This is a genomic window from Campylobacter lari (assembly GCF_004357905.1).
GTDB lineage: Bacteria > Campylobacterota > Campylobacteria > Campylobacterales > Campylobacteraceae > Campylobacter_D > Campylobacter_D lari_D.
Genome location: NZ_SMTT01000002.1, coordinates 168135 through 187738 on the forward strand (window position 1 = coordinate 168135; position 19604 = coordinate 187738).

Annotated in this window: 31 protein-coding genes and 2 tRNA genes; 30 read left to right on the forward strand and 3 right to left on the reverse strand. The window is 31.9% G+C overall.

What is annotated here, in order from left to right; translation table 11 throughout:
* Positions 1–62 precede the first annotated feature (62 nt).
* The 6 genes from E2O22_RS02730 (at position 63) to sodB (ending at position 5412) form a co-directional block, all read left to right on the forward strand.
* Positions 63–821: an exodeoxyribonuclease III gene (locus tag E2O22_RS02730; protein ID WP_133319125.1), complete on the forward strand. Its 759-nt coding sequence runs from the start codon at positions 63–65 to the stop codon at positions 819–821.
* 69 nt (positions 822–890) lie between these two features.
* Positions 891–965 (forward strand) — tRNA-Glu (locus E2O22_RS02735).
* Between the two features lie 218 nt (positions 966–1183).
* The gene (locus E2O22_RS02740; RefSeq protein ID WP_133319126.1) at positions 1184–1798 is read left to right on the forward strand and encodes a BspA family leucine-rich repeat surface protein; all 615 of its coding nucleotides are present in this window, start codon (positions 1184–1186) and stop codon (positions 1796–1798) included.
* A 132-nt stretch (positions 1799–1930) separates the two neighbouring features.
* On the forward strand, positions 1931–4210 hold the full coding sequence (locus tag E2O22_RS02745; RefSeq protein WP_133319127.1) for an anaerobic ribonucleoside triphosphate reductase: 2280 nt from the start codon (positions 1931–1933) through the stop codon (positions 4208–4210).
* Positions 4182–4691 carry an anaerobic ribonucleoside-triphosphate reductase activating protein gene (nrdG, locus tag E2O22_RS02750; protein WP_165955263.1) on the forward strand — a complete coding sequence of 170 codons (510 nt, stop codon included), beginning with the start codon at positions 4182–4184 and terminating at the stop codon, positions 4689–4691. The genes E2O22_RS02745 and nrdG overlap by 29 nt, the downstream gene beginning before the upstream one ends.
* A 67-nt stretch (positions 4692–4758) precedes the next feature.
* Positions 4759–5412, forward strand: a complete 654-nt coding sequence (gene sodB, locus E2O22_RS02755) for a superoxide dismutase [Fe] (RefSeq protein ID WP_133319128.1) — start codon at positions 4759–4761, stop codon at positions 5410–5412.
* Between the two features lie 32 nt (positions 5413–5444).
* On the opposite strand, the gene purM is transcribed toward sodB, so the two are convergent.
* Positions 5445–6434, reverse strand: coding sequence for a phosphoribosylformylglycinamidine cyclo-ligase (gene purM, locus E2O22_RS02760; RefSeq protein WP_133319129.1), 990 nt, complete (start codon positions 6432–6434; stop codon positions 5445–5447).
* Between the two features lie 58 nt (positions 6435–6492).
* Here purM and coaE point away from each other — a divergent pair, with 58 nt between their 5' ends.
* From coaE to E2O22_RS02775, 3 genes are read left to right on the forward strand one after another with little or no spacing between them, the layout of a single operon-like run.
* A complete protein-coding gene (gene coaE / locus E2O22_RS02765; protein WP_133319130.1) occupies positions 6493–7095 on the forward strand; it encodes a dephospho-CoA kinase in 603 nt (200 codons plus the stop codon).
* Positions 7082–7831, forward strand: a complete 750-nt coding sequence (gene dapF, locus E2O22_RS02770) for a diaminopimelate epimerase (RefSeq protein ID WP_133319131.1) — start codon at positions 7082–7084, stop codon at positions 7829–7831. Before coaE ends, dapF begins: the two co-directional genes overlap by 14 nt.
* Complete coding sequence (locus E2O22_RS02775) at positions 7806–8513, forward strand: glucosaminidase domain-containing protein (RefSeq protein ID WP_133319132.1); 708 nt, start codon at positions 7806–7808, stop codon at positions 8511–8513. Before dapF ends, E2O22_RS02775 begins: the two co-directional genes overlap by 26 nt.
* Here the strand turns inward: E2O22_RS02775 and E2O22_RS02780 are convergent.
* The gene (locus E2O22_RS02780) at positions 8510–9571 is read right to left on the reverse strand and encodes an ATP-binding protein (protein ID WP_133319133.1); all 1062 of its coding nucleotides are present in this window, start codon (positions 9569–9571) and stop codon (positions 8510–8512) included. The genes E2O22_RS02775 and E2O22_RS02780 overlap by 4 nt on opposite strands.
* Positions 9572–9589: 18 nt before the next feature.
* Positions 9590–9665, reverse strand: a tRNA-Ala gene (locus E2O22_RS02785).
* A 226-nt stretch (positions 9666–9891) separates the two neighbouring features.
* Here E2O22_RS02785 and rpsJ point away from each other — a divergent pair.
* From rpsJ to secY, 21 genes are all read left to right on the forward strand, one after another.
* Positions 9892–10203, forward strand: a complete 312-nt coding sequence (gene rpsJ / locus E2O22_RS02790) for a 30S ribosomal protein S10 (RefSeq protein WP_012660810.1) — start codon at positions 9892–9894, stop codon at positions 10201–10203.
* Between the two features lie 9 nt (positions 10204–10212).
* A complete protein-coding gene (gene rplC / locus E2O22_RS02795; protein ID WP_012660811.1) occupies positions 10213–10788 on the forward strand; it encodes a 50S ribosomal protein L3 in 576 nt (191 codons plus the stop codon).
* Positions 10785–11399, forward strand: a complete 615-nt coding sequence (rplD, locus tag E2O22_RS02800; RefSeq protein WP_039617137.1) for a 50S ribosomal protein L4 — start codon at positions 10785–10787, stop codon at positions 11397–11399. Before rplC ends, rplD begins: the two co-directional genes overlap by 4 nt.
* Position 11400: 1 nt before the next feature.
* A complete protein-coding gene (locus E2O22_RS02805) occupies positions 11401–11682 on the forward strand; it encodes a 50S ribosomal protein L23 (protein WP_039617139.1) in 282 nt (93 codons plus the stop codon).
* Position 11683: 1 nt separating this feature from the next.
* On the forward strand, positions 11684–12514 hold the full coding sequence (rplB, locus tag E2O22_RS02810; protein ID WP_039625087.1) for a 50S ribosomal protein L2: 831 nt from the start codon (positions 11684–11686) through the stop codon (positions 12512–12514).
* A 1-nt stretch (position 12515) separates the two neighbouring features.
* The gene (rpsS, locus tag E2O22_RS02815; RefSeq protein ID WP_039664929.1) at positions 12516–12797 is read left to right on the forward strand and encodes a 30S ribosomal protein S19; all 282 of its coding nucleotides are present in this window, start codon (positions 12516–12518) and stop codon (positions 12795–12797) included.
* Positions 12798–12806: 9 nt separating this feature from the next.
* On the forward strand, positions 12807–13181 hold the full coding sequence (gene rplV / locus E2O22_RS02820) for a 50S ribosomal protein L22 (RefSeq protein WP_039617143.1): 375 nt from the start codon (positions 12807–12809) through the stop codon (positions 13179–13181).
* A gap of 1 nt (position 13182) precedes the next feature.
* Complete coding sequence (gene rpsC, locus E2O22_RS02825; RefSeq protein WP_039617145.1) at positions 13183–13884, forward strand: 30S ribosomal protein S3; 702 nt, start codon at positions 13183–13185, stop codon at positions 13882–13884.
* A 2-nt stretch (positions 13885–13886) separates the two neighbouring features.
* The gene (gene rplP, locus E2O22_RS02830) at positions 13887–14312 is read left to right on the forward strand and encodes a 50S ribosomal protein L16 (RefSeq protein WP_012660818.1); all 426 of its coding nucleotides are present in this window, start codon (positions 13887–13889) and stop codon (positions 14310–14312) included.
* Positions 14299–14484 (forward strand): 50S ribosomal protein L29, encoded by a 186-nt coding sequence (gene rpmC / locus E2O22_RS02835; RefSeq protein WP_012660819.1) that lies wholly within the window; start codon positions 14299–14301, stop codon positions 14482–14484. The genes rplP and rpmC overlap by 14 nt, the downstream gene beginning before the upstream one ends.
* A gap of 9 nt (positions 14485–14493) precedes the next feature.
* Positions 14494–14745, forward strand: a complete 252-nt coding sequence (gene rpsQ / locus E2O22_RS02840) for a 30S ribosomal protein S17 (RefSeq protein WP_039617148.1) — start codon at positions 14494–14496, stop codon at positions 14743–14745.
* Positions 14745–15113, forward strand: a complete 369-nt coding sequence (gene rplN / locus E2O22_RS02845) for a 50S ribosomal protein L14 (RefSeq protein ID WP_012660821.1) — start codon at positions 14745–14747, stop codon at positions 15111–15113. The genes rpsQ and rplN overlap by 1 nt, the downstream gene beginning before the upstream one ends.
* A complete protein-coding gene (gene rplX / locus E2O22_RS02850; protein WP_039664935.1) occupies positions 15113–15340 on the forward strand; it encodes a 50S ribosomal protein L24 in 228 nt (75 codons plus the stop codon). The genes rplN and rplX overlap by 1 nt, the downstream gene beginning before the upstream one ends.
* Position 15341: 1 nt before the next feature.
* Positions 15342–15887 carry a 50S ribosomal protein L5 gene (rplE, locus tag E2O22_RS02855; RefSeq protein WP_133319134.1) on the forward strand — a complete coding sequence of 182 codons (546 nt, stop codon included), beginning with the start codon at positions 15342–15344 and terminating at the stop codon, positions 15885–15887.
* 1 nt (position 15888) lies between these two features.
* On the forward strand, positions 15889–16074 hold the full coding sequence (locus E2O22_RS02860) for a type Z 30S ribosomal protein S14 (RefSeq protein WP_012660824.1): 186 nt from the start codon (positions 15889–15891) through the stop codon (positions 16072–16074).
* A gap of 12 nt (positions 16075–16086) precedes the next feature.
* Positions 16087–16482, forward strand: a complete 396-nt coding sequence (gene rpsH, locus E2O22_RS02865) for a 30S ribosomal protein S8 (protein ID WP_039617152.1) — start codon at positions 16087–16089, stop codon at positions 16480–16482.
* Between the two features lie 78 nt (positions 16483–16560).
* Positions 16561–17097: a 50S ribosomal protein L6 gene (gene rplF / locus E2O22_RS02870; protein ID WP_039617154.1), complete on the forward strand. Its 537-nt coding sequence runs from the start codon at positions 16561–16563 to the stop codon at positions 17095–17097.
* A gap of 9 nt (positions 17098–17106) precedes the next feature.
* Positions 17107–17463 carry a 50S ribosomal protein L18 gene (rplR, locus tag E2O22_RS02875; protein WP_039617157.1) on the forward strand — a complete coding sequence of 119 codons (357 nt, stop codon included), beginning with the start codon at positions 17107–17109 and terminating at the stop codon, positions 17461–17463.
* A 16-nt stretch (positions 17464–17479) separates the two neighbouring features.
* Complete coding sequence (rpsE, locus tag E2O22_RS02880) at positions 17480–17923, forward strand: 30S ribosomal protein S5 (RefSeq protein ID WP_039617161.1); 444 nt, start codon at positions 17480–17482, stop codon at positions 17921–17923.
* Between the two features lie 3 nt (positions 17924–17926).
* On the forward strand, positions 17927–18319 hold the full coding sequence (gene rplO, locus E2O22_RS02885) for a 50S ribosomal protein L15 (protein ID WP_039617163.1): 393 nt from the start codon (positions 17927–17929) through the stop codon (positions 18317–18319).
* On the forward strand, positions 18319–19581 hold the full coding sequence (secY, locus tag E2O22_RS02890) for a preprotein translocase subunit SecY (protein ID WP_133319135.1): 1263 nt from the start codon (positions 18319–18321) through the stop codon (positions 19579–19581). Before rplO ends, secY begins: the two co-directional genes overlap by 1 nt.
* Positions 19582–19604 lie beyond the last annotated feature (23 nt).

A 19604-nucleotide genomic window follows, 5' to 3' on the forward strand; every position in this document is an offset into this window, starting at 1 on the left:
AAATGGTTAACTTAATATCTTTATGGTATGATTTTGCTTTTTGTAAGTTTAAGGATTAAATTATGAAATTATTATCATGGAATGTAAATGGCCTAAGGGCAATTTGTGATAAAAATGCACTTGATTGGATTGAAAAAGAAGAAATTGATTTTATAGGTTTTCAAGAAATCAAAGCACACGAGGATAAATTTCCAAAAAGAATTTATGAGTATCCTTTTAAACATATGTATTCAAATAGTGCCAAAAGAGCAGGGTATTCAGGTGTAATGAGCTTGTGTAATTTTGATTGTGAGGTAAAAAAATGTGAGTTTTTTGATGATGATGAGGGTAGAGTTTTAGAGCATAGCTTTAAAAATGTAGTTTTGTTTAATATTTACTTTCCAAATGGTCAAAAAGATGAAGAGCGTTTGAATTTTAAAATGAAATTTTATAATGACTTTTTAATGTATTTAGATAAACTTTTAAAAGAAGGTAAAGAAATTATCATCTGTGGAGATGTTAATACCGCACATCGTGAGATAGACTTAACCCACCCAAAAGCTAATGAAAAAACTTCAGGTTTTCTACCGATTGAGCGTGCTTGGATAGATGATTTATTAAAATTAGGTTTTATAGATACTTTTAGACATATAAATGGCGATGTTAAAGAAAAGTATTCGTGGTGGAGTTATAGAATGAAAGCAAGAGAAAGAAATGTAGGCTGGAGGATTGATTATTTTTTCATTTCTAATGGCTTAAAAGATAAACTTAAAAATGCTTTTATAAGAGATGATATTTTTGGCTCAGATCATGCTCCTGTAGGGATAGAAATCGATATTTAAGGTATTTTTTAATGCCTTAAATAATTATTAAGTAAAAATTGTTATAATTTCATCTTAAAACTGCAAAATGGCCCATTCGTCTAGCGGTTAGGACATCGCCCTTTCACGGCGGTAACACGAGTTCGAGTCTCGTATGGGTCACCACTTACTATTTTATATCCGCTTTTTTTGATAATCATTGTCATATTTTACAAAAAGTTACATTGTTCGATTTAAATATTTTTTATTTGTTTTATCTTATTTAAATTAAGTTTATTTTAAAATACTTATTATTAATATATTGAAAGTTATTGTTAATAATTTGTAAATTTTTTACATTGACTTCACACTTGTTTTTTAAAATATACAAAAAGGAGGACAAAATGTATAGACCTAAAAGCAAAAATGAGTTAATGAATTTGGTGCATAATGAAAGAATTTCTCTAAGGGATATTGAAGTATCTTTGATTGATGATTTTTCTTATGTATTTTATTATTCTAAAAGATTGGATTTTTTAGGTATTGAACATTGGGATGTATCAAATGCTAAAGATATGTCTTATATGTTTTATTGTTGCGAAAGTTTTAATGCAAATTTGTCACGCTGGAATGTTTCTAAAGTTGAAAATATGGCAAGTATGTTTTTTAACTGCAAAAATTTTAATCAAGATTTATCAAAATGGGATACTCAAAATTTAAAAGATATGTCTTATATGTTTTTTAATTGTGTTAATTTCAATCATTCTTTATTGCATTGGAAAACTTCAAATACTACCAGAATGGCACATTGTTTTGAAAACTGTCATGCGTATGAGCATAGTGTTGTGAATTGGGATGTGCAAAATGTAATTACTATGGCATATCTTTTTCACAATTGCAAAAATTTCCATCATGAGCTAGATGAGTGGAATATCCAAAAGGATTGTAATACTGAAAAAATGTTTGGAAATCGTGGTATTGATAAACTTTATGCAGTAAAAGGTATAGAGTTAGAATAAACAAAATTCACACAATTTTTGTGTGAATTTTTCTTTTGTCTTTTTAAGTTTTTCATCAAGTTTTTGTACTAAACTTATCTTCATAAAGCGTTATTTTTTAGCTTCTAGAGATTATTTTTTAGGAAAATTTACATGAAAATAAAATTTATTACAAAAAGAGATAAAAGTCAAGTTGCATTTGATATTTTTAAAATTAAAAATGCTATTTTTAGAGCCAATATAAACTCTACTGATAAAAAATTAGAAAATGATGAATTAGGTAGGCTTTGTGATGAGGTTGTAGCTTTGCTTGATGAAAATCATGCACAGGTAGAACAAATTCAAGATAAAGTTGAAGAGGTTTTAATAAAAAATGCTTTAATCAATACTGCAAAATCTTATATATTATACCGCCAAAAAAGAACACAAATCCGCAATGGTAGCTATGATTTGCTAAATTTGTATGATGATTTAACCTTCAAAGATTCCAAAGAAGCTGATTTAAAAAGAGAAAATGCCAATATCAACTCAGATAGTGCTATGGGTATGATGTTAAAATATGGTTCAGAAGGAGCAAAATACTATGTAGATGAGTGTATTTTACCAAAACATATCGCAAATGCACATAAAAATGGCGATATACATATACACGATAAAGACTTTTATATGCTAACACAAACTTGTTGTCAAATAGACTTGTTAAAGCTTTTTGAAAATGGTTTTAGCACTGGACATGGAAGTTTGCGTGAGCCAAATGATATCAGATCTTATGCTTCTTTAGCTTGCATTGCTTTACAGGCTAATCAAAATGAAATGCATGGAGGTCAATCTATACCAAATTTTGATTTTGCTATGGCAAAGGGTGTGGCAAAGACTTTTCAAAAAGAGTATAAAAAGGCTATAAATGCTTTTTTTGAAATAAAATTAGAGCAAAACTTAGATGAGCAATGCTTTAAAAATGCTAATTTTCAAGTTTCAAGCGAAAAAGAATGCTTTAAAGAGCTTTTAAAGCTTGATTTAAATAGTGATGAGAATTTTTTAAAACAAGCAAATGCTTATGCTTACAAAAGAGCATTAAAGCAAACCCAAGATGCGACTTTTCAAGCTATGGAAGCTTTGGTGCATAATCTTAATACTATGAACTCAAGAGCAGGAGCTCAAGTGCCTTTTAGCACGCTAAATTATGGCACCGATACTTCTTTTGAAGGGCAAATGGTAATAGAAAATTTACTCAAAGCCACGATGAAAGGCTTAGGAAATGGTGAAACACCAATTTTTCCTGTGCAAATTTTTAAAGTAAAAGAAGGTATTAATTATAATGAAAAAGATCCAAACTACAAGCTTTTTAAACTCGCTATAGAATGTGCTTCTAAAAGACTTTTTCCAAATTTTAGCTTTTTAGATGCAAGCTTTAATGCAAAATACTATAAAAAAAATGATTATAATAGTGAAGTAGCTTATATGGGTTGTAGAACTAGGGTTATGGCAAATGTTTATGATGAGAGCAAAGAAATCACAAGTGGCAGGGGAAATTTAAGCTTTACAAGTATAAACCTTGTGCGTTTAGCCATAGAAGCCAAAGGAAATTTAGAGCTTTTTTACTCACTTTTAAAAGAAAAATTAGAGCTTGTGTATGAGCAATTACTTCATAGATATAAAATTCAAAGTCTAAAAAAGGTTAAAAATTTCCCATTTTTAATGGGCGAGGGAATTTGGATAGATTCAGATTCTTTAAAAGAAAATGATAGCGTAGAAAAAATCATAGCACACGGGACTTTAGCTATAGGTTATATAGGACTTTGTGAGAGTTTAATAGCTTTAGTAGGTTCTCATCATGGACAAAGTCAAGAAGCAAGGGATTTAGGTTTGCAAATCGTGCGTTTTATGCGTGAATTTGTCGATGAAAAAGCACTCAAAGATAAGCTTAATTTTTCACTCATAGCTACCCCGGCTGAAGGCTTAAGTGGAAGGTTTTTAAAGCTAGATCAAAAAAAATACGGCATTTTAAAAGGCATAACCGATAAAGATTTTTATACTAATTCTTTTCATATTCCTGTGGATTTTCCTATTAGTATATATGAAAAAATTCAAATCGAAGCCCCATATCATGAACTAAATAATGGTGGGCATATTACTTATGTAGAATTAAACGGCGATGTGAGTAAGAATTTAGAAAGTTTTGAACGCATTATAAAATGTATGAAAGAAAGCAATATAGGCTATGGCTCGATTAATTTCCCACTAGATAGAGATCCGGTATGTGGTTATAGTGGTGTGATAAATGAGTTTTGTCCAAAGTGCCATAGAAAAGAAGATGATATTAAATTTGAACGCATAAGAAGAATCACAGGTTATTTAGTAGGAACGCTTGATCGTTTTAATGACGCTAAAAAAGCTGAAGTTCATGCAAGAATTAAACACGATTTTTCTTAGATTAGCCGGTGTCATAAAAGAATCCATAGTCGATGGCTATGGTTTGCGTTATGTGATTTTTACTCAAGGCTGCCCTCATCATTGCAAAGGTTGTCATAATCCACAAACACATGATTTTAACAAAGGATATTTGCAAGATTTAGCAAGTTTGTATGATGATATTTGTAAAAATCCTTTACTCCAAGGTGTTACTTTTAGTGGCGGGGAGCCTTTTATGCAAGCAAAAAATTTAAGTATTCTAGCAAAACACATTAAGGCTTTAGGACTTGATCTTACTATATATACAGGTTTTACTTATGAAGAGCTATTGCAAGAACAAGCTATGAAAGAATTGCTTATCTTAGCTGATGTTTTGATAGATGGGAAGTTTATTTTAGAGCAAAAAGACTTATCTTTAAAATTTAAAGGTAGTAAAAACCAACGCATTATTGATGTAGCAAAAAGCTTAGAGCAAGGCAAAGTAATACTTTTTGAAAAATAAAGACTCATTTAGTCTTTTTTAACTTAACTATGTTAGAATGCTATAAAATTTAAAAAAGGAGAACAATATGTTTGAATTAAGAAAACTACCTTATGAAGCAGACGCTTTTGGAGACTTTTTGAGTGCAGAAACTTTTGCATTTCATCATGGCAAACACCATCAAACTTATGTAAATAACCTAAACAATCTTATCAAAGATACTGAATTTGCAGGAAAAGATTTAGTTTATATCATACAAAACTCAAATGGCGGAATTTTTAACAACGCTGCTCAAGTGTATAATCATGACTTTTATTTTGACTGCATTAAGCCAAAAACATGCTGTGGCTGTGGCTGTTCTTTAAGTGATGAGTTTAAAGCAGCGGTTGAAAAAGACTTTGGTTCTATGGAAAATTTAAAAGAAGAATTCATCAAAGGAGCTACAGGAGTATTTGGTTCTGGTTGGTTTTGGCTAGTTTATAACACTCAAAATCAAAAATTAGAATTAGTAGCTACAAGCAATGCTGCTACACCTATCACTGAAGGTAAAGTTCCACTTTTAGTAGTTGATGTGTGGGAGCATGCTTACTATGTAGATCACCGTAATGCACGCCCTGTGTATTTAGATAAATTCTACGCACACATTAACTGGGAATTTGTAGTAAAAGCTTATGAATGGGCTATCAAAGAAGGTATGAATTCAGTAAGCTTTTATGCAAATGAACTTCATCCGCTAAACTAAAAAATAAAATCTCTTAGAAAGTCTAAGAGATTTTACTCTAAAACAACCCCTTCATTTAGCACAACTTCGCCTATTACATAAGCATCTGAGTTCTCTAAAACTTTTCCTACATTAGATGGATCTATCACCATAACTAAGCCCACACCCATGTTAAAGCTTCTATACATTTCAGCTTCTTCTACGCTTTGGCCTATTTGATAAAAAATTTCAGGAGTTTTTAGATGATGTTTTCTAATAATAGCACCTATTCCTCTTGGAAAAACTCTAGGTAAATTTTCTACTAAACCACCACCTGTTATATGAGCTAGTGCATTGATGAAGGGTTTTAATTTTAAAAAGTCTTTTACATAAATTCTTGTAGGTTCAAGTAAAATATCGATTAAATTTTTACCATCTATTTTATCATCAAATTTAAGCTTTTGTGCTTCAAATAATACTTTTCTAGCTAAAGAATATCCATTAGAATGAAGCCCACTACTAGGCAAAGCTAGTAAAATATCTCCATTTTTTACAAAATTTCTTCTATCTATTTCATCTTTTTCAGCCATGCCCACTGAAAAACCTGCTAAGTCAAAGTCATTGTTATGATACATTCCAGGCATTTCAGCAGTTTCTCCGCCTATTAAGGCACAATTTGCTTTTTTACAACCATTAGCAATCCCTGCTACAACCTTTTTAGCTACTTCTACATCTAACTTTGCACTTGCATAATAGTCTAGAAAAAACAAAGGCGTAGCAAAATTGCAAATTAAATCATTCACGCACATTGCTACTAAATCTTCGCCTATGGTGTCAAATTTTTGACTATCAATAGCAAGACGCAACTTTGTGCCTACCCCATCTGTTGCTGCTAGCATAACAGGATTTTTAAAACCACTTGGCATGGCAAAAGCACCCGAAAAAGAGCCTATGCCACCTAAAACATTTTCATTAAAAGTTTCTTTTACTAAAGGCTTAATTGCTTCTACAAAAGTATTACCATTGTCTATACTTACGCCTGCATCTTCATAGCTTATATTCATTTATCTTCCTTTAAGAATTTAAAAGGTATTTTAACTAAAAATATTTTAAGGTTAAATTATGCAAAATGCTTATTTTGTGACTTCAAGTATAGCAGGTGGAAAGTCAAGCTTTATAAAAATAGTTCAAAATTTGGGTTTTGATACTTTAAGTGCAGATGTGATAGCTCATGAGCTTTTAAATGAAAATGCTAATTCTATAGCTAAGCTTTTTGATAATGATGATTTACTTATAGCAGGAAAAATAGATAGAAAAAAGCTTGGTGCTATTGTATTTAATGATTTAAACGCCAAAAAAAAGTTAGAAGGTTTTTTACATCCTAAAATCAAAGAAGAAATTTTACAAAAAGCACTAATTTTAGATAAAAAAAACAAGGCTTTTTTTATAGAATTGCCTTTATTTTTTGAAAATAATCATTATCAAGATCTAGGAAAAAGTATATTGATTTATGCTCCAAAAGAAATTTTATTAAAAAGATTAATACAAAGAGATAATTTAGATGAAAATGAAGCCTTAAAAAGAATTAATTTGCAACTTGATATAGAAGAAAAACTAAAAAAAGCAGATTTTGTGATAAAAAATATTTCAAGTTATGAAAAATTTGAAGAAAATGTGCTAAATTTTTTAAAACATACTTTAAAGGTTAAAAATGAAATTTTATAAATATTGTGCAAGCGGAAATGATTTTGTAGTATTTGCAGATGGTGAAAAAAAAGATCGTAGCGAGTTAGCTAGAATTCTTTGTAATCGTTATGAGGGCATAGGTGCTGATGGACTTATAGTAGTTGTGCCTCATGATAGATATGATTTTGAATGGGAATTTTATAATTGCGATGGCAGTAAAGCAAATATGTGCGGTAATGGATCGCGTGCAGCAGCTCATTTTGCTCATCATTATCTAAAAAAATCACAATATTTAAATTTTTTAACCGGAGCAGGACTTATAAAATCATTTGTTGATGATGACATGGTAGAGATTAAATTAAGTGGAGTGAAGGATATTAAAGAAGCTTTTAAACATAAAGATAGAATTTGGCAAGGATGTAATACAGGTGTGCCACATATGGTGACTTTTGTTGATGATTTAAATGAATTTGATGTAAATTTATGCAAAGAAGTGCGTAAAAAATATAACGCAAATGTTAATTTTGCTAAAATAGAAAATGAAGAATTTATAAGAGTTAGAACCTATGAACGCGGGGTAGAAGATGAGACTTTAGCTTGTGGTACAGGTATGGGAGCTTGTTTTTATCTTGCTTATTTAAATCAAAAAGTTAAAGATGATATTTTAGTAAAGCCAAAAAGCAAAGAAAATTTATATTTTAGATTAGAGGATGATCAAATATTTTTCAGAGGAAAGGTAAAGTGCTGTTTTGAAGCTGATTATAATTTTACTTAGTAGTTTTTTATTTTTAAAAGCTGAATTTATAGCAGGTTTTGATAAACATTATTATGCTTTAAGTATAAAAGAAAAGCGTGAAGTTTTTATCAAAAAAATCAATGCTTTGTTAGATGTTTCTTTCAAAGAAATTGAAAATGAAAAAGAATTTATAGATATTTTTTTTGAGGAAGCTTTAAAGAGTAATTTTAGAAAACTAAATTCTAATGCTGTGCAAAAACTATGGTTTTTAAAAGAAAAATATCGCGTTAAAAATTTATACGATCACAAGGAATACCAACTGCGTATCCAAAAGGTTCCAAAATCTTTAGCCATAGCCCAAGCAATTATTGAAAGCGCAACTGGCACAAGTCGTTTTGCTAAAGAAGCAAATAATTTATTTGGAGAATGGACTTGGGGTGAGAAAGGTTTGATTCCAAAAGAAAGAAGTGAAGGTAAAACTCATAAAATTCGTATATTTGATACCTTGCAAGAAAGTGTGGATTCATACTTGCTAAATTTAAATCGTCATGATGCTTATAAGGAATTTAGAGCTTGGCGGTGGGATGCTATAAATCAAAATGAAAAACTTGATGGTAAAGAAGCGGCAAGTCATTTGGAAAAATATTCAGAGATTAAAAGTAATTATACTAAGCTTATTATTTCTATCATAAATCAACATAAGCTTGATGAGTTAGATTAATTTCCTAAAGCCCACTCATCAAAAGGTAAAATCATCACACGCACCCCTTCTATGAAAAACTCATCTCTTTGTGAAAGCGTGATGATATAAATAGTCGAAAGTGCAAGTTGGTTTTTACTAAGTATTTTTTTGACTTTTAAACTAAGTAAATCTTTATCTTTAAAGGGCGAGCATAAAAATGCATTTTTAAGACTTGGTAAGTAAAAATCAAAATATTTGGTATAAAAAATTTCTTGTTCAAATTTAAACAACTCGCTTAAAATCAAATTTTCAAACAAAGCACTAAAGTCTTTTTGTATGCTTAGAGAATTTTTTAGTGAAAAGTCCCAAAAATATACTTTTTTTAAATTTTTTTCAAGATTTTTTACAAAATACAAAGTGTAGTTTGATTCTAGTTTTTCTATGCTTTTATATAAGGTATCTTTGGAAATTTTTATACTGTTTTTTAGTGTTTTTAATAGCTCATTAACGCTAAATTCATTCCCAAGTTCCAAGGCAATTTGTTTGAGTATAGTAAGCTCTAATGGAGTGTAAAAACTTCTTAAGTATGATGAGTTTGTGTTAAAGTTGTGATTTAAAATCACATTGCGTCCTGTATGTAAAAAATAACTTACCATGGTTTTAGTGTCAGCGTATTTTTTGTTTAAGCTTAAAAATTCTTCAAAGTCTAAATAATCTAAATGAAGTTCTTCAAAATAATCTAAATGAAAATTGCTATCACAAACGCTTATTATGATTTGCAAATTAAGGTGTTTTAAACTGGCAAAGTCAAAATCATGAGCAAAGTTGCAAAGTGCTAAAAATTTAATCTGTGGATTATAGGTTAAAAACGAATTCAAATTTACCAAAGCACTTGCTTGAAATTTCAAATCATCACAATCGATAAAAAGTATATTTTCACTTTTGTACAAAGATAAAAAATTTAAAATTAAATTTTTCTTACCACTTGCAAAACCACCTTTTATAATGATGTTTTTATGGGTTTGAATTTGAATTTTTCTTTCATCAAATTTTTGAAATTTTGGGTAATTATCGTAAAAAAATTGTAGTGATTTCATAAATTTCTTTGTAATTAATGGTGGAGCATAGCGGGTTCGAACCGCTGACCCCAACGCTGCCAGCGTTGTGCTCTCCCAGCTGAGCTAATGCCCCTTTAGATTTTGAAATCATACTATATTTTTTCTTATATTTTCTTAATGTATAAAAAATCTTGTAAATTTTAAAAATTTAATTTTTATCCTTTTTAAAAGGAAAATAATTAAAAAAAATGTATAAATTTCTTGACATAGCAAAGGCTCTTTTTATATAATCTTAACATCATTATTATATGGTGGTTAGATTCTTATGGGTCTAACGAGTTCTTTACAAAGGAAAAAATATGGAAAGAATCAGGCTTAAGCTAAAAGCTTATGACCACAGAGTTCTAGATCGCACAGTTGCAGCAATTGTAGAAGCTGTTAAAAGAACAGGTGCTGACATCAGAGGTCCAGTGCCAATGCCTACAAAAATTAAAAGATACACAGTTTTGAAATCTCCACACATCAATAAAGATTCACGCGAACAATTTGAGATGAGAATTCATGCTCGTATGCTTGATATTGTAGCAGCTACTCCAGATACAGTAGATTCACTCACTAAGCTTGACTTGGCTCCAGAGGTCAATGTTGAAGTAAGAGCTATGGGTAAATAAGGATAGAATATGGAATACATTGTAGAAAAAATTGGTATGAGTAGAACAATCAGCACACCAAGCATTCCTGTAACCTTACTTAAACTTGTTCAAACTAAAGTATGTGAAGTAGAAAATGGAAAAGCTTTGGTTGCTTATGTAAAAGGCAAAGCAAATAATAAATGCATTGCGGGTCAGCAAAAAAAATACAATCTTTCAGCTGAATATAATAGATTTGCTTCTTTAGAAGTAGCAAACACAGAAGCAGGTGATATTGATCTTAATCCTTTAAAAGAAGCTTCTATCTTAAAAGTAAGCTTTAATTCTAAAGGTAGAGGTTATAGTGGGGTTGTTAAAAGACACGGATTCGCCGGAGGTCCTGCAAGTCACGGTTCAAGATTCCACAGACGCCACGGATCAATCGGTAACCGCGAATGGCCAGGTCGTGTTCAACCAGGTATGAAAATGGCAGGTCATTATGGTAATGTAAAAGTTACTGTTAAAAATGAAGTAGTTTCATTTGATGAAGAAAATGGCATCTTAGTAGTAAAAGGTGCGGTACCAGGATTTAATGGTGCTATGGGTAAAATAAGGATTGCAAAATGAGTAAAGTAACTGTTTTAAATGATAAATTTGAAAAAGCTAGTGAACTCGATCTTCCAGCAAAATATGCAGAAGTTAATCCTCACAACCTTTATTTATATGTAAAATCTTATCTTGCTAGCCTTAGAGCAAACACAGCTCATACTAAAGGTAGAAGCGATGTAAGCGGTGGTGGTAAAAAACCATGGAGACAAAAAGGTCGTGGTGGTGCAAGAGCAGGTTCAACAAGAACGAATGTTTGGGTTGGTGGTGCTGTAGCATTTGGCCCTACAAACAATCGTAATTATTTCCAAAAAGTTAATAAAAAACAAAAACGCTTAGCGCTTGAAAGAGCATTGGCTGATAAAGCACAAAACAATGCATTATTCTCAGTAGATAGTTTAAGCATTGAAAGCGGTAAAACAAAAGATGCAAATGCAGTTATTAAAAAGCTTGGTTTAAAAGATGCTTTAATTGTAAAAGATTTACTAGATGAAAAAACACTTCTTGCTTTTAGAAACTTAGCAAATTGCTATGTAGTTGATATTAGCGAAGTAAATGCTTATTTAGTATCTGTATTTAATGCTGTTATCATTGAAAAAGCAGCGCTTGAATCTATCGTAAAAGAGGGTTAAAATGGCAGATATTACTGATATAAAAACAATACTTTACACTGAAAAAAGCTTAAACCTTCAAGAGCAAGGTGTTGTAGTTATTCAAACTTCTCCAAAAATGACTAAAAATGGTCTAAAAGAAGTTTTAAGAGAATATTTTGGTGTAACTCCAGTAAGAATTAATTCTTTAAAAATGGATGGAAAAGTAAAGCGTTTTAGAGGTCGCGAAGGTCAAAGAAATAGCTTTAAAAAATTCTATGTTAAGCTACCAGAAGGTGTGAGCTTAGAAAGTTCGGAGGCATAAGATGGCAATTAAAACTTATAAACCATATACTCCAAGTAGAAGATACATCACAGGTGTAAGCTCTGATGATATCACAGCAAAAGCTAGTGTGCGTTCATTACTTGTAAAACTTCCAGCTCATGCAGGTCGTAACAATAATGGTAGAATCACAAGCCGTCATAAAGAAGCAGGTGCTAAAAAACTTTACAGAATTATAGATTTTAAAAGAAGAAAATTTGGTATTGAAGGTAAAGTTGAAGCAATCGAGTATGATCCATACAGAAATTGTCGTATTGCATTAATCTCTTATAGAGATGGTGAAAAAAGATACATCTTACAACCAAAAGGTTTAAGCGTTGGTGATGTTATTTGTGCTGCTGAAAGCGGACTTGACATTAAGCCAGGTAATGCAATGAAATTAAGAAATATCCCAGTGGGTACTATCGTACACAATATCGAGTTAAAACCAGGCAAAGGCGGTCAAATGATCCGTTCAGCAGGTGCTTATGCTCAATTAATGGGTAAAGAAGAAAAATATGTTATCTTAAGACTTGCAAGTGGTGAAATGAGACAAGTTTTAGCTGAATGTATGGCAAGTATCGGTGAAGTTGGTAATGAAGAATGGTCAAATGTGACTATCGGTAAAGCAGGAAGAAACCGCCATAGAGGTATTCGTCCTCAAACAAGAGGTTCTGCGATGAACCCAGTTGATCACCCGCACGGTGGGGGTGAAGGTAAGAAAAATTCAGGCCGTCATCCAGTTACTCCATGGGGTAAACCAACTAAAGGTGCTAAAACTCGCCGTAAAAAAGCTAGCGATAAGCTAATAATTTCAAGAAGAAAAGGAAAGTAAGATGGCTAGGTCACTAAAAAAAGGTCCTTTTGTTGATGACCATGTAATGAAAAAAGTCATCGCTGCTAAAAAAGCTAACGATGGTAAGCCAATTAAAACTTGGTCAAGACGCAGCACTATTATACCTGATATGATAGGTTTAACTTTTAATGTTCATAATGGAAAAAGCTTTATCCCAGTATATATTACTGAAAATCATATCGGTTACAAATTAGGTGAATTTGCACCTACTAGAACATTTAAGGGTCATAAAGGCTCTGTTCAGAAAAAAATAGGTAAGTAAGGGAGATTTATGAGTAGAGCGTTAATTAAATTCATAAGATTATCTCCAACTAAAGCGAGATTGATTGCTAGAGAAGTTCAAGGTATGAATGCAGAGCTTGCATTAGCTAGTTTGAAATTTATGCCAAATAAAGGTGCTAAATTTATAGCAAATGCTATTTCAAGTGCTGTAGCAAATGGCGGATTTGAAGCAAATGAAGTTGTTGTTTCAAGTTGTCGTGTTGATGCTGGTGCGGTTTTAAAAAGATTTAGACCAAGAGCTAGAGGAAGTGCTAGTCGTATTAGAAAGCCAACTTCACACATTTTGGTAGAAGTTAGTAAAGTAGAAGCAAGTGCTGAAAAAACTACAAAAGCTAAAAAAGCATCAGTGAAAAAGGAAAGCTAATATGGGACAAAAAGTAAATCCGATTGGTTTAAGACTAGGAATTAATAGAAATTGGGAATCAAGATGGTTTCCTACAAAAGCTAATTTAGCAGAAAATATTGGTGAAGATTATAAAATCAGAACATTTTTAAAAAGAAAACTTTATTATGCAGGAATTAGCCAAATTCTTGTAGAAAGAACAGCGAAAAAATTAAGAGTAACTGTTGTAGCTGCAAGACCAGGGATTATTATTGGTAAAAAAGGTAGTGATGTTGATATTTTAAGAAAAGAACTTCAAGATTTAATCAAAAAAGAAGTTAATATCAATATCAAAGAAGAAAGAAAAGCAGGTGCTTCAGCTCAGCTTGCAGCTGAAAGTGTTGCTACTCAACTTGAAAAAAGAATTGCTTTTAGAAGAGCAATGAAAAAAGTAATTCAAGGAGCGCAAAAAGCAGGTGCTAAAGGGATTAAAGTTTCAGTTTCAGGCCGTTTAGGTGGTGCTGAAATGGCAAGAACTGAATGGTACCTAGAAGGTCGTGTTCCACTTCACACTTTAAGAGCAAAAATCGATTACGGTTTCGCAGAAGCACATACTACTTATGGAAATATAGGTATTAAAGTATGGATCTTCAAAGGTGAAGTTTTACAAAAGGGTGTTCAACCTGAAAAAACCGAAGAAAACGCTCCAGCTAAAAAAACTAGAAGAGCAAGAAGAGGTAAATAATCATGTTAATGCCAAAAAGAACAAAATATCGTAAAATGATGAAAGGGCGTAACAGAGGTTATGCCAACAGAGGGACTGAATTTACTTTTGGTGATTTTGCCCTAAAAGCAACTGAAGCTGGCCGTATCAATTCACGCCAAATTGAAGCAGCTCGTATTGCTTTAACTCGTTTTGTAAAAAGACAAGGTAAAACTTGGATTAGAGTTTTCCCAGATAAACCTCTAACTAAAAAACCTTTAGAAACTCGTATGGGTAAAGGTAAAGGTGCAGTTGAGGAATGGGTAATGAACATTAAACCAGGTCGTATTATTTATGAAATGGCAGGGGTTAATGAAGAAATGGCAAGACAAGCTTTAACTTTAGCGATGCATAAATTGCCATTTAAAACTAAGTTTGTTACAAGAGAGAGCCAAAATGAAATATACTGAGATTAAAGATAAAACAGCAGGTGAGCTTGCAACAATGCTAAAAGAAAAAAAGGTGCTTTTATTTACTTTAAGACAAAAGCTAAAAACAATGCAGCTAACTAATCCTAAAGAGATTAGCGAAGTTAAAAAAGACATCGCTAGAATCAATACTGCAATTAGCGCTTTAAAATAAGGATAGAAAATGGCATTTAAAAGAGAAATTCAAGGCGTTGTTGTTCAAATTGCTGGAGATAAAACAGCAACAATTTTGGTTGAAAGAAAAGTGGTTCACCCAAAATACAGAAAAATCGTAAAACGCTTTAAAAAATATTTAATTCATGATGAAAGAAATGAACTTAAAGTGGGAAATACTGTAGTTGCTATTGAATGTAGACCACTTTCTAAGAGAAAATCATTTCGCTTAAAAACTATAGTATCAGCAGGAGTTGAGTAATGATTCAAAGTTTTACTAGGCTTGCAGTTGCTGATAATAGCGGTGCAAAAGAATTAATGTGCATTAAGGTTTTAGGTGGTAGCAAAAGAAGATACGCTACTGTTGGTGATGTAATCGTTGCGTCTGTAAAAAAAGCTCTACCAAATGGTAAAGTTAAAAAAGGTCAAGTAGTAAAAGCAGTTATCGTTAGAACTAAAAAAGAAATTCATAGAGACAATGGTTCTTTAATTCGTTTTGATGAAAATGCGGCAGTTATTCTTGATGCTAAAAGAGAGCCTATCGGAACGCGTATTTTTGGACCAGTAGGTCGTGAAGTAAGATATGGTGGCTTTATGAAAATTGTTTCACTAGCACCGGAGGTGTTGTAATGAAATTAAAAATTAAAAAGAATGATATGGTAAAAGTTATCGCAGGCGATGACAAAGGCAAAACAGGTAAAGTTTTAGCAGTATTTCCTAAAACAAATAAAGTAATTGTTGAGGGTTGTAAAATCGCTAAAAAAGCTGTTAAGCCAAGTGATAAAAATCCAAACGGCGGTTTTGTCAATAAAGAAATGCCAATGGATATTTCAAATGTAGCAAAGGCAGGAGAATAAGATGATGAGATTGAAAGAAAAATATACTCAAAATATCAAACCTGCTTTAGTTAAAGAATTTGATATTAAAAATCCTATGCTTGTTCCTTTTATTGAAAAAGTTGTAATCAGTGTAGGTGCTGGGGAATTAGCAAAAGATCAAAAAGTATTACAAAATGTTGCAGATACTATTTCATTGATCGCTGGGCAAAAAGCAGTTATCACAAAAGCTAAAAAATCAGTTGCTGGTTTTAAAGTAAGAGAAGGCTTCCCAGTAGGTGTAATGGTAACATTAAGAAAAGACAATATGTATGCTTTCTTAGATAAGCTTATTACTATAGCTCTTCCTCGTGTTAAAGACTTTAGAGGTCTTCCAAGAGATGGTTTTGATGGAAGAGGAAACTATAACTTTGGTTTAGATGAGCAGTTAATGTTCCCAGAAGTTGAATATGATAAAATCTTAAGAACTCATGGTATGAACATTTCTATCGTTACAACAGCAAAATCAGATAAAGAGGCACAAAAATTATTAGAATTATTTGGCGTGCCATTTGCAAAAGGAAAGTAATATGGCTAAAAAATCAATGATTGCAAAAGCTGCCCGCAAACCTAAATTTAGCGTTAGAGGGTATACTAGATGCCAAATTTGTGGAAGACCACATTCAGTTTATAGAGATTTTGGAATTTGCAGAGTTTGCTTAAGAAAAATGGCAAATGAAGGTTTAATTCCTGGTCTTAAAAAAGCAAGTTGGTAAGAGGAAAGAACCATGATAAATGATTTAATTTCAGATTCACTAACAAGAATTAGAAATGCAGGGATGAGAAGATTAGAGACTACTCAACTTTTGCATTCTAAAGTTATCGAAGCTTTACTTGGAATTTTCCAAGCTAAAGGCTATATTGAAAGCTTTAATGTTATTGAAGAGGATAAAAAGAAATTCATCAATGTAGTTTTAAAATATGATGAAAAAGGTAAAAGCGTAATTAACGAAGTTAAGCGTATTTCTAAACCTGGTCGTCGTGTTTATAAAGGCAAAGATGAGATCAAAAGATTTAAAAACGGTTATGGTACTATCGTAGTAAGCACTTCAAAAGGTGTTTTAGCTAACGACGAAGCTTACAAAGCAGGCGTTGGCGGCGAAGTTTTATGTACTATTTGGTAAGAGTTTCTACTTTTTATGGTATTCGGTATCCATTCTTATAAAGTAGTCATATCGTAGACAAGTAAAAAGGAAAAATGAATGTCTCGTATAGGTAAACAACCAGTTGCTATTCCAAGTGGAGTAGAAGTAAAATTAGAAGGTAACTTGCTAAAATTCAAAAAAGGAAATTTAGCAAAAGAGCTTGATACAAAAGCAAATGTTAATGTTGAGATTAAAGAAGGGCAAATTCTTTTCTCTCCTAAAGGTGAAGATAGACAAAGTAGAGCTTATTGGGGAACTTATAGAGCTTTAGCTCAAAACATCATCATCGGTTTAACTGATGGTTTTAGCAAAACTTTAGAAATCAACGGTGTTGGTTATAAAGCTGCGTTAAAAGGTAAAGTTCTTGAACTTGCTTTAGGTTTTTCTCATCCTATCAACTATGCTATTCCAGAAGGCATAGAAATTACCGTTGATAAAAACAATGTTATTATCAAAGGTAGCGATAAACAAGTGGTAGGTCAAGTTGCTGCTCAAATTCGTGAATTTAGACCACCTGAGCCTTACAAAGGAAAAGGTGTTAAATATTCAGATGAGCGTATTATCCGCAAAGCTGGTAAGACATCTAAGAAGTAAGGATAGAATATGAGAGCAAATGTATTAAAAAGAAAAATATCTTTAAGAATTAAAAGAAAAAAAAGAATTAGAGCAAAAATTTCAGGAACACAAGCTCTTCCAAGAGTTTCTGTTTTTAAATCAAACAGAACTTTATATATCCAAGCTATCGATGATGTTAAAGCAGTAACTTTAGCAGCAGTAGATGGAAGAAAAATTGGTGTTAAAGCAAATAAAGAAGGTGCTAAAAAAATAGCAGCTGAATTTGCAAAAGTTTTAAAAGCTAAAAACATAGAAGAAGCAGTGTTTGATAGAAATGGTTATTTATACCATGGTGTGATTGCAGCATTAGCTGAAGCACTAAGAGAAAACGGAATCAAACTATAACCCAAAAGGAAGATCGATGGAAAAATATAATAGAGAAGAATTTGAAGAAGTAATCGTCGATATCGGCAGGGTTACTAAGGTTGTTAAAGGTGGTAGAAGATTTAGATTTACTGCTTTAGTTATCGTTGGAAATAGAAAAGGTTTAGTTGGTGTGGGCTATGGAAAAGCTAAAGAAGTTCCAGATGCTATCAGAAAAGCAGTTGATGATGCTTTTAAAAACATTGTTGAAGTTAAAACAAAAGGTTCAACTATCCCTCATGATGTAGAAGTAAAATACAACGCAAGTAGAATTTTACTTAAACCAGCAAGTGAAGGTACAGGGGTTATTGCAGGTGGTTCAACACGTCCTATCGTGGAACTTGCAGGTATTAAAGACATTTTAACTAAGTCTTTAGGTTCAAATAATTCAGCAAATGTTGTGCGTGCTACTATCAAAGCACTTACAATGCTTAAAGGATAATCAATGAATTTAACAAAAGCACCAGGTTCAACACATAAAACCAAAAGAATAGGCCGTGGTCAAGGTAGTGGTATGGGAAAAACTTCTACTAAAGGTGGAAAAGGCCAAACTGCTAGAAAAGGTTATAACGAAAAAAGAGGTTTTGAAGGGGGTCAACAACCACTTCAAAGACGCTTACCAAAAGTAGGCTTTACTTCTAAATTTGAAAAACCTTATGTGATTAATGTTGAAAAAATCACAGCAATCAAAGAGCTTAGCGAAATTACATTTGAAACAATCAATAGTATTCATAAGCTTTCAAAAAATGTAAATAAAGTTAAGCTTATTGGAGCAAGTGCTAAAGATCTTGCTAGTAAAATTAAAGACGAGAAGATCACTTTTAGCGGACAAAAATAATGAATAAAGCATTGACAAATAAAATTCTCATAACATTAGCTTTTTTATTTGCTTATAGAATATTAGCTTATGTTCCAGTTCCGGGGGTTAATGTCAGTGTTATCAAGGAATTTTTTGATTCTAATGCATCTAATGCATTAGGCTTGTTTAATATGTTTAGTGGGGGTGCTGCTGAAAGACTTAGCATCATCTCTCTAGGCATTATGCCTTATATTACTGCTTCGATTATTATGGAGCTTTTAGCGGCAACTTTTCCTAACATAGGAAAGATGAAAAAAGAACGCGATGGTATGCAAAAATATATGCAAATTATCCGTTATGCTACTATAGCTATCACTTTGATACAAAGTATAGGCGTTTCTATAGGCTTGCAAAGTCTTCATGGAAAAGCAGGTCAGTCAGCTATTATGATTGATATGAATACTTTTATTGCACTTTCTGCTATTTCTATGCTTGCAGGTACCATGCTTTTAATGTGGATAGGTGAGCAAATCACTCAACGCGGTATAGGAAATGGTATTTCTTTGATCATCTTTGGCGGTATTGTTTCTACAATTCCAGGTGCAATTAGTGGAACAGTAAATTTGGTAAATACAGGTGAGATGAATTTCTTGACTATCATTGCTATTTTAGTTGTAATTTTACTTACTATTTGGGCTATTATAGTAGTAGAGCTTGGAGAAAGAAGAATTCCTATTTCTTACTCAAGAAAAGTAATCATGCAAAATCAAAACAAACGCATTATGAATTACATACCTATTAAAATAAATTTAAGTGGAGTAATTCCTCCTATTTTTGCAAGTGCGATTTTGATGTTTCCAAGCACTATTTTGCAAACAAGTACAAATGAGTATGTGTTAAAAATTTATGACTTTTTAAATCCAAATGGATTTTTCTTTCATTTTTTAACATTCTTACTTGTTATTTTCTTCGCGTATTTTTATGCATCAATTGTATTTAATGCAAAAGATATAGCTGAAAATCTTAAAAGACAAGGTGGTTTCATACCAGGTATTAGACCAGGTGAAGGAACTGCAAATTATCTTAATGAAGTAGCATCAAGACTTACCTTGTCAGGTTCTATTTATTTAGGGCTTGTAGCTACATTACCATGGCTTATTGTGAAGTTGTTTGGTGTGCCTTTTTATTTTGGTGGAACTTCTGTTTTGATCGTAGTTCAAGTAGCGCTTGATACAATGAGAAAAATCGAAGCTCAAATTTATATGAATAAATACCAAACCTTAAGTGCAGTAGGCTTATAAGAAAGTAGATTTTCTACTTTCTT

What these genes read in the sequence shown, in the direction of transcription:
- E2O22_RS02730 (WP_133319125.1), top strand. Translation starts at nt 63, where the DNA reads ATGAAATTATTATCATGGAATGTAAATGGCCTAAGGGCAATTTGTGAT.
- E2O22_RS02740 (WP_133319126.1), top strand. Translation starts at nt 1,184, where the DNA reads ATGTATAGACCTAAAAGCAAAAATGAGTTAATGAATTTGGTGCATAAT.
- E2O22_RS02745 (WP_133319127.1), top strand. Translation starts at nt 1,931, where the DNA reads ATGAAAATAAAATTTATTACAAAAAGAGATAAAAGTCAAGTTGCATTT.
- nrdG (WP_165955263.1), top strand. Translation starts at nt 4,182, where the DNA reads ATGCAAGAATTAAACACGATTTTTCTTAGATTAGCCGGTGTCATAAAA.
- sodB (WP_133319128.1), top strand. Translation starts at nt 4,759, where the DNA reads ATGTTTGAATTAAGAAAACTACCTTATGAAGCAGACGCTTTTGGAGAC.
- purM (WP_133319129.1), bottom strand. Translation starts at nt 6,434, where the DNA reads ATGAATATAAGCTATGAAGATGCAGGCGTAAGTATAGACAATGGTAAT.
- coaE (WP_133319130.1), top strand. Translation starts at nt 6,493, where the DNA reads ATGCAAAATGCTTATTTTGTGACTTCAAGTATAGCAGGTGGAAAGTCA.
- dapF (WP_133319131.1), top strand. Translation starts at nt 7,082, where the DNA reads ATGAAATTTTATAAATATTGTGCAAGCGGAAATGATTTTGTAGTATTT.
- E2O22_RS02780 (WP_133319133.1), bottom strand. Translation starts at nt 9,571, where the DNA reads ATGAAATCACTACAATTTTTTTACGATAATTACCCAAAATTTCAAAAA.
- rpsJ (WP_012660810.1), top strand. Translation starts at nt 9,892, where the DNA reads ATGGAAAGAATCAGGCTTAAGCTAAAAGCTTATGACCACAGAGTTCTA.
- rplC (WP_012660811.1), top strand. Translation starts at nt 10,213, where the DNA reads ATGGAATACATTGTAGAAAAAATTGGTATGAGTAGAACAATCAGCACA.
- rplD (WP_039617137.1), top strand. Translation starts at nt 10,785, where the DNA reads ATGAGTAAAGTAACTGTTTTAAATGATAAATTTGAAAAAGCTAGTGAA.
- E2O22_RS02805 (WP_039617139.1), top strand. Translation starts at nt 11,401, where the DNA reads ATGGCAGATATTACTGATATAAAAACAATACTTTACACTGAAAAAAGC.
- rplB (WP_039625087.1), top strand. Translation starts at nt 11,684, where the DNA reads ATGGCAATTAAAACTTATAAACCATATACTCCAAGTAGAAGATACATC.
- rpsS (WP_039664929.1), top strand. Translation starts at nt 12,516, where the DNA reads ATGGCTAGGTCACTAAAAAAAGGTCCTTTTGTTGATGACCATGTAATG.
- rplV (WP_039617143.1), top strand. Translation starts at nt 12,807, where the DNA reads ATGAGTAGAGCGTTAATTAAATTCATAAGATTATCTCCAACTAAAGCG.
- rpsC (WP_039617145.1), top strand. Translation starts at nt 13,183, where the DNA reads ATGGGACAAAAAGTAAATCCGATTGGTTTAAGACTAGGAATTAATAGA.
- rplP (WP_012660818.1), top strand. Translation starts at nt 13,887, where the DNA reads ATGTTAATGCCAAAAAGAACAAAATATCGTAAAATGATGAAAGGGCGT.
- rpmC (WP_012660819.1), top strand. Translation starts at nt 14,299, where the DNA reads ATGAAATATACTGAGATTAAAGATAAAACAGCAGGTGAGCTTGCAACA.
- rpsQ (WP_039617148.1), top strand. Translation starts at nt 14,494, where the DNA reads ATGGCATTTAAAAGAGAAATTCAAGGCGTTGTTGTTCAAATTGCTGGA.
- rplN (WP_012660821.1), top strand. Translation starts at nt 14,745, where the DNA reads ATGATTCAAAGTTTTACTAGGCTTGCAGTTGCTGATAATAGCGGTGCA.
- rplX (WP_039664935.1), top strand. Translation starts at nt 15,113, where the DNA reads ATGAAATTAAAAATTAAAAAGAATGATATGGTAAAAGTTATCGCAGGC.
- rplE (WP_133319134.1), top strand. Translation starts at nt 15,342, where the DNA reads ATGATGAGATTGAAAGAAAAATATACTCAAAATATCAAACCTGCTTTA.
- E2O22_RS02860 (WP_012660824.1), top strand. Translation starts at nt 15,889, where the DNA reads ATGGCTAAAAAATCAATGATTGCAAAAGCTGCCCGCAAACCTAAATTT.
- rpsH (WP_039617152.1), top strand. Translation starts at nt 16,087, where the DNA reads ATGATAAATGATTTAATTTCAGATTCACTAACAAGAATTAGAAATGCA.
- rplF (WP_039617154.1), top strand. Translation starts at nt 16,561, where the DNA reads ATGTCTCGTATAGGTAAACAACCAGTTGCTATTCCAAGTGGAGTAGAA.
- rplR (WP_039617157.1), top strand. Translation starts at nt 17,107, where the DNA reads ATGAGAGCAAATGTATTAAAAAGAAAAATATCTTTAAGAATTAAAAGA.
- rpsE (WP_039617161.1), top strand. Translation starts at nt 17,480, where the DNA reads ATGGAAAAATATAATAGAGAAGAATTTGAAGAAGTAATCGTCGATATC.
- rplO (WP_039617163.1), top strand. Translation starts at nt 17,927, where the DNA reads ATGAATTTAACAAAAGCACCAGGTTCAACACATAAAACCAAAAGAATA.
- secY (WP_133319135.1), top strand. Translation starts at nt 18,319, where the DNA reads ATGAATAAAGCATTGACAAATAAAATTCTCATAACATTAGCTTTTTTA.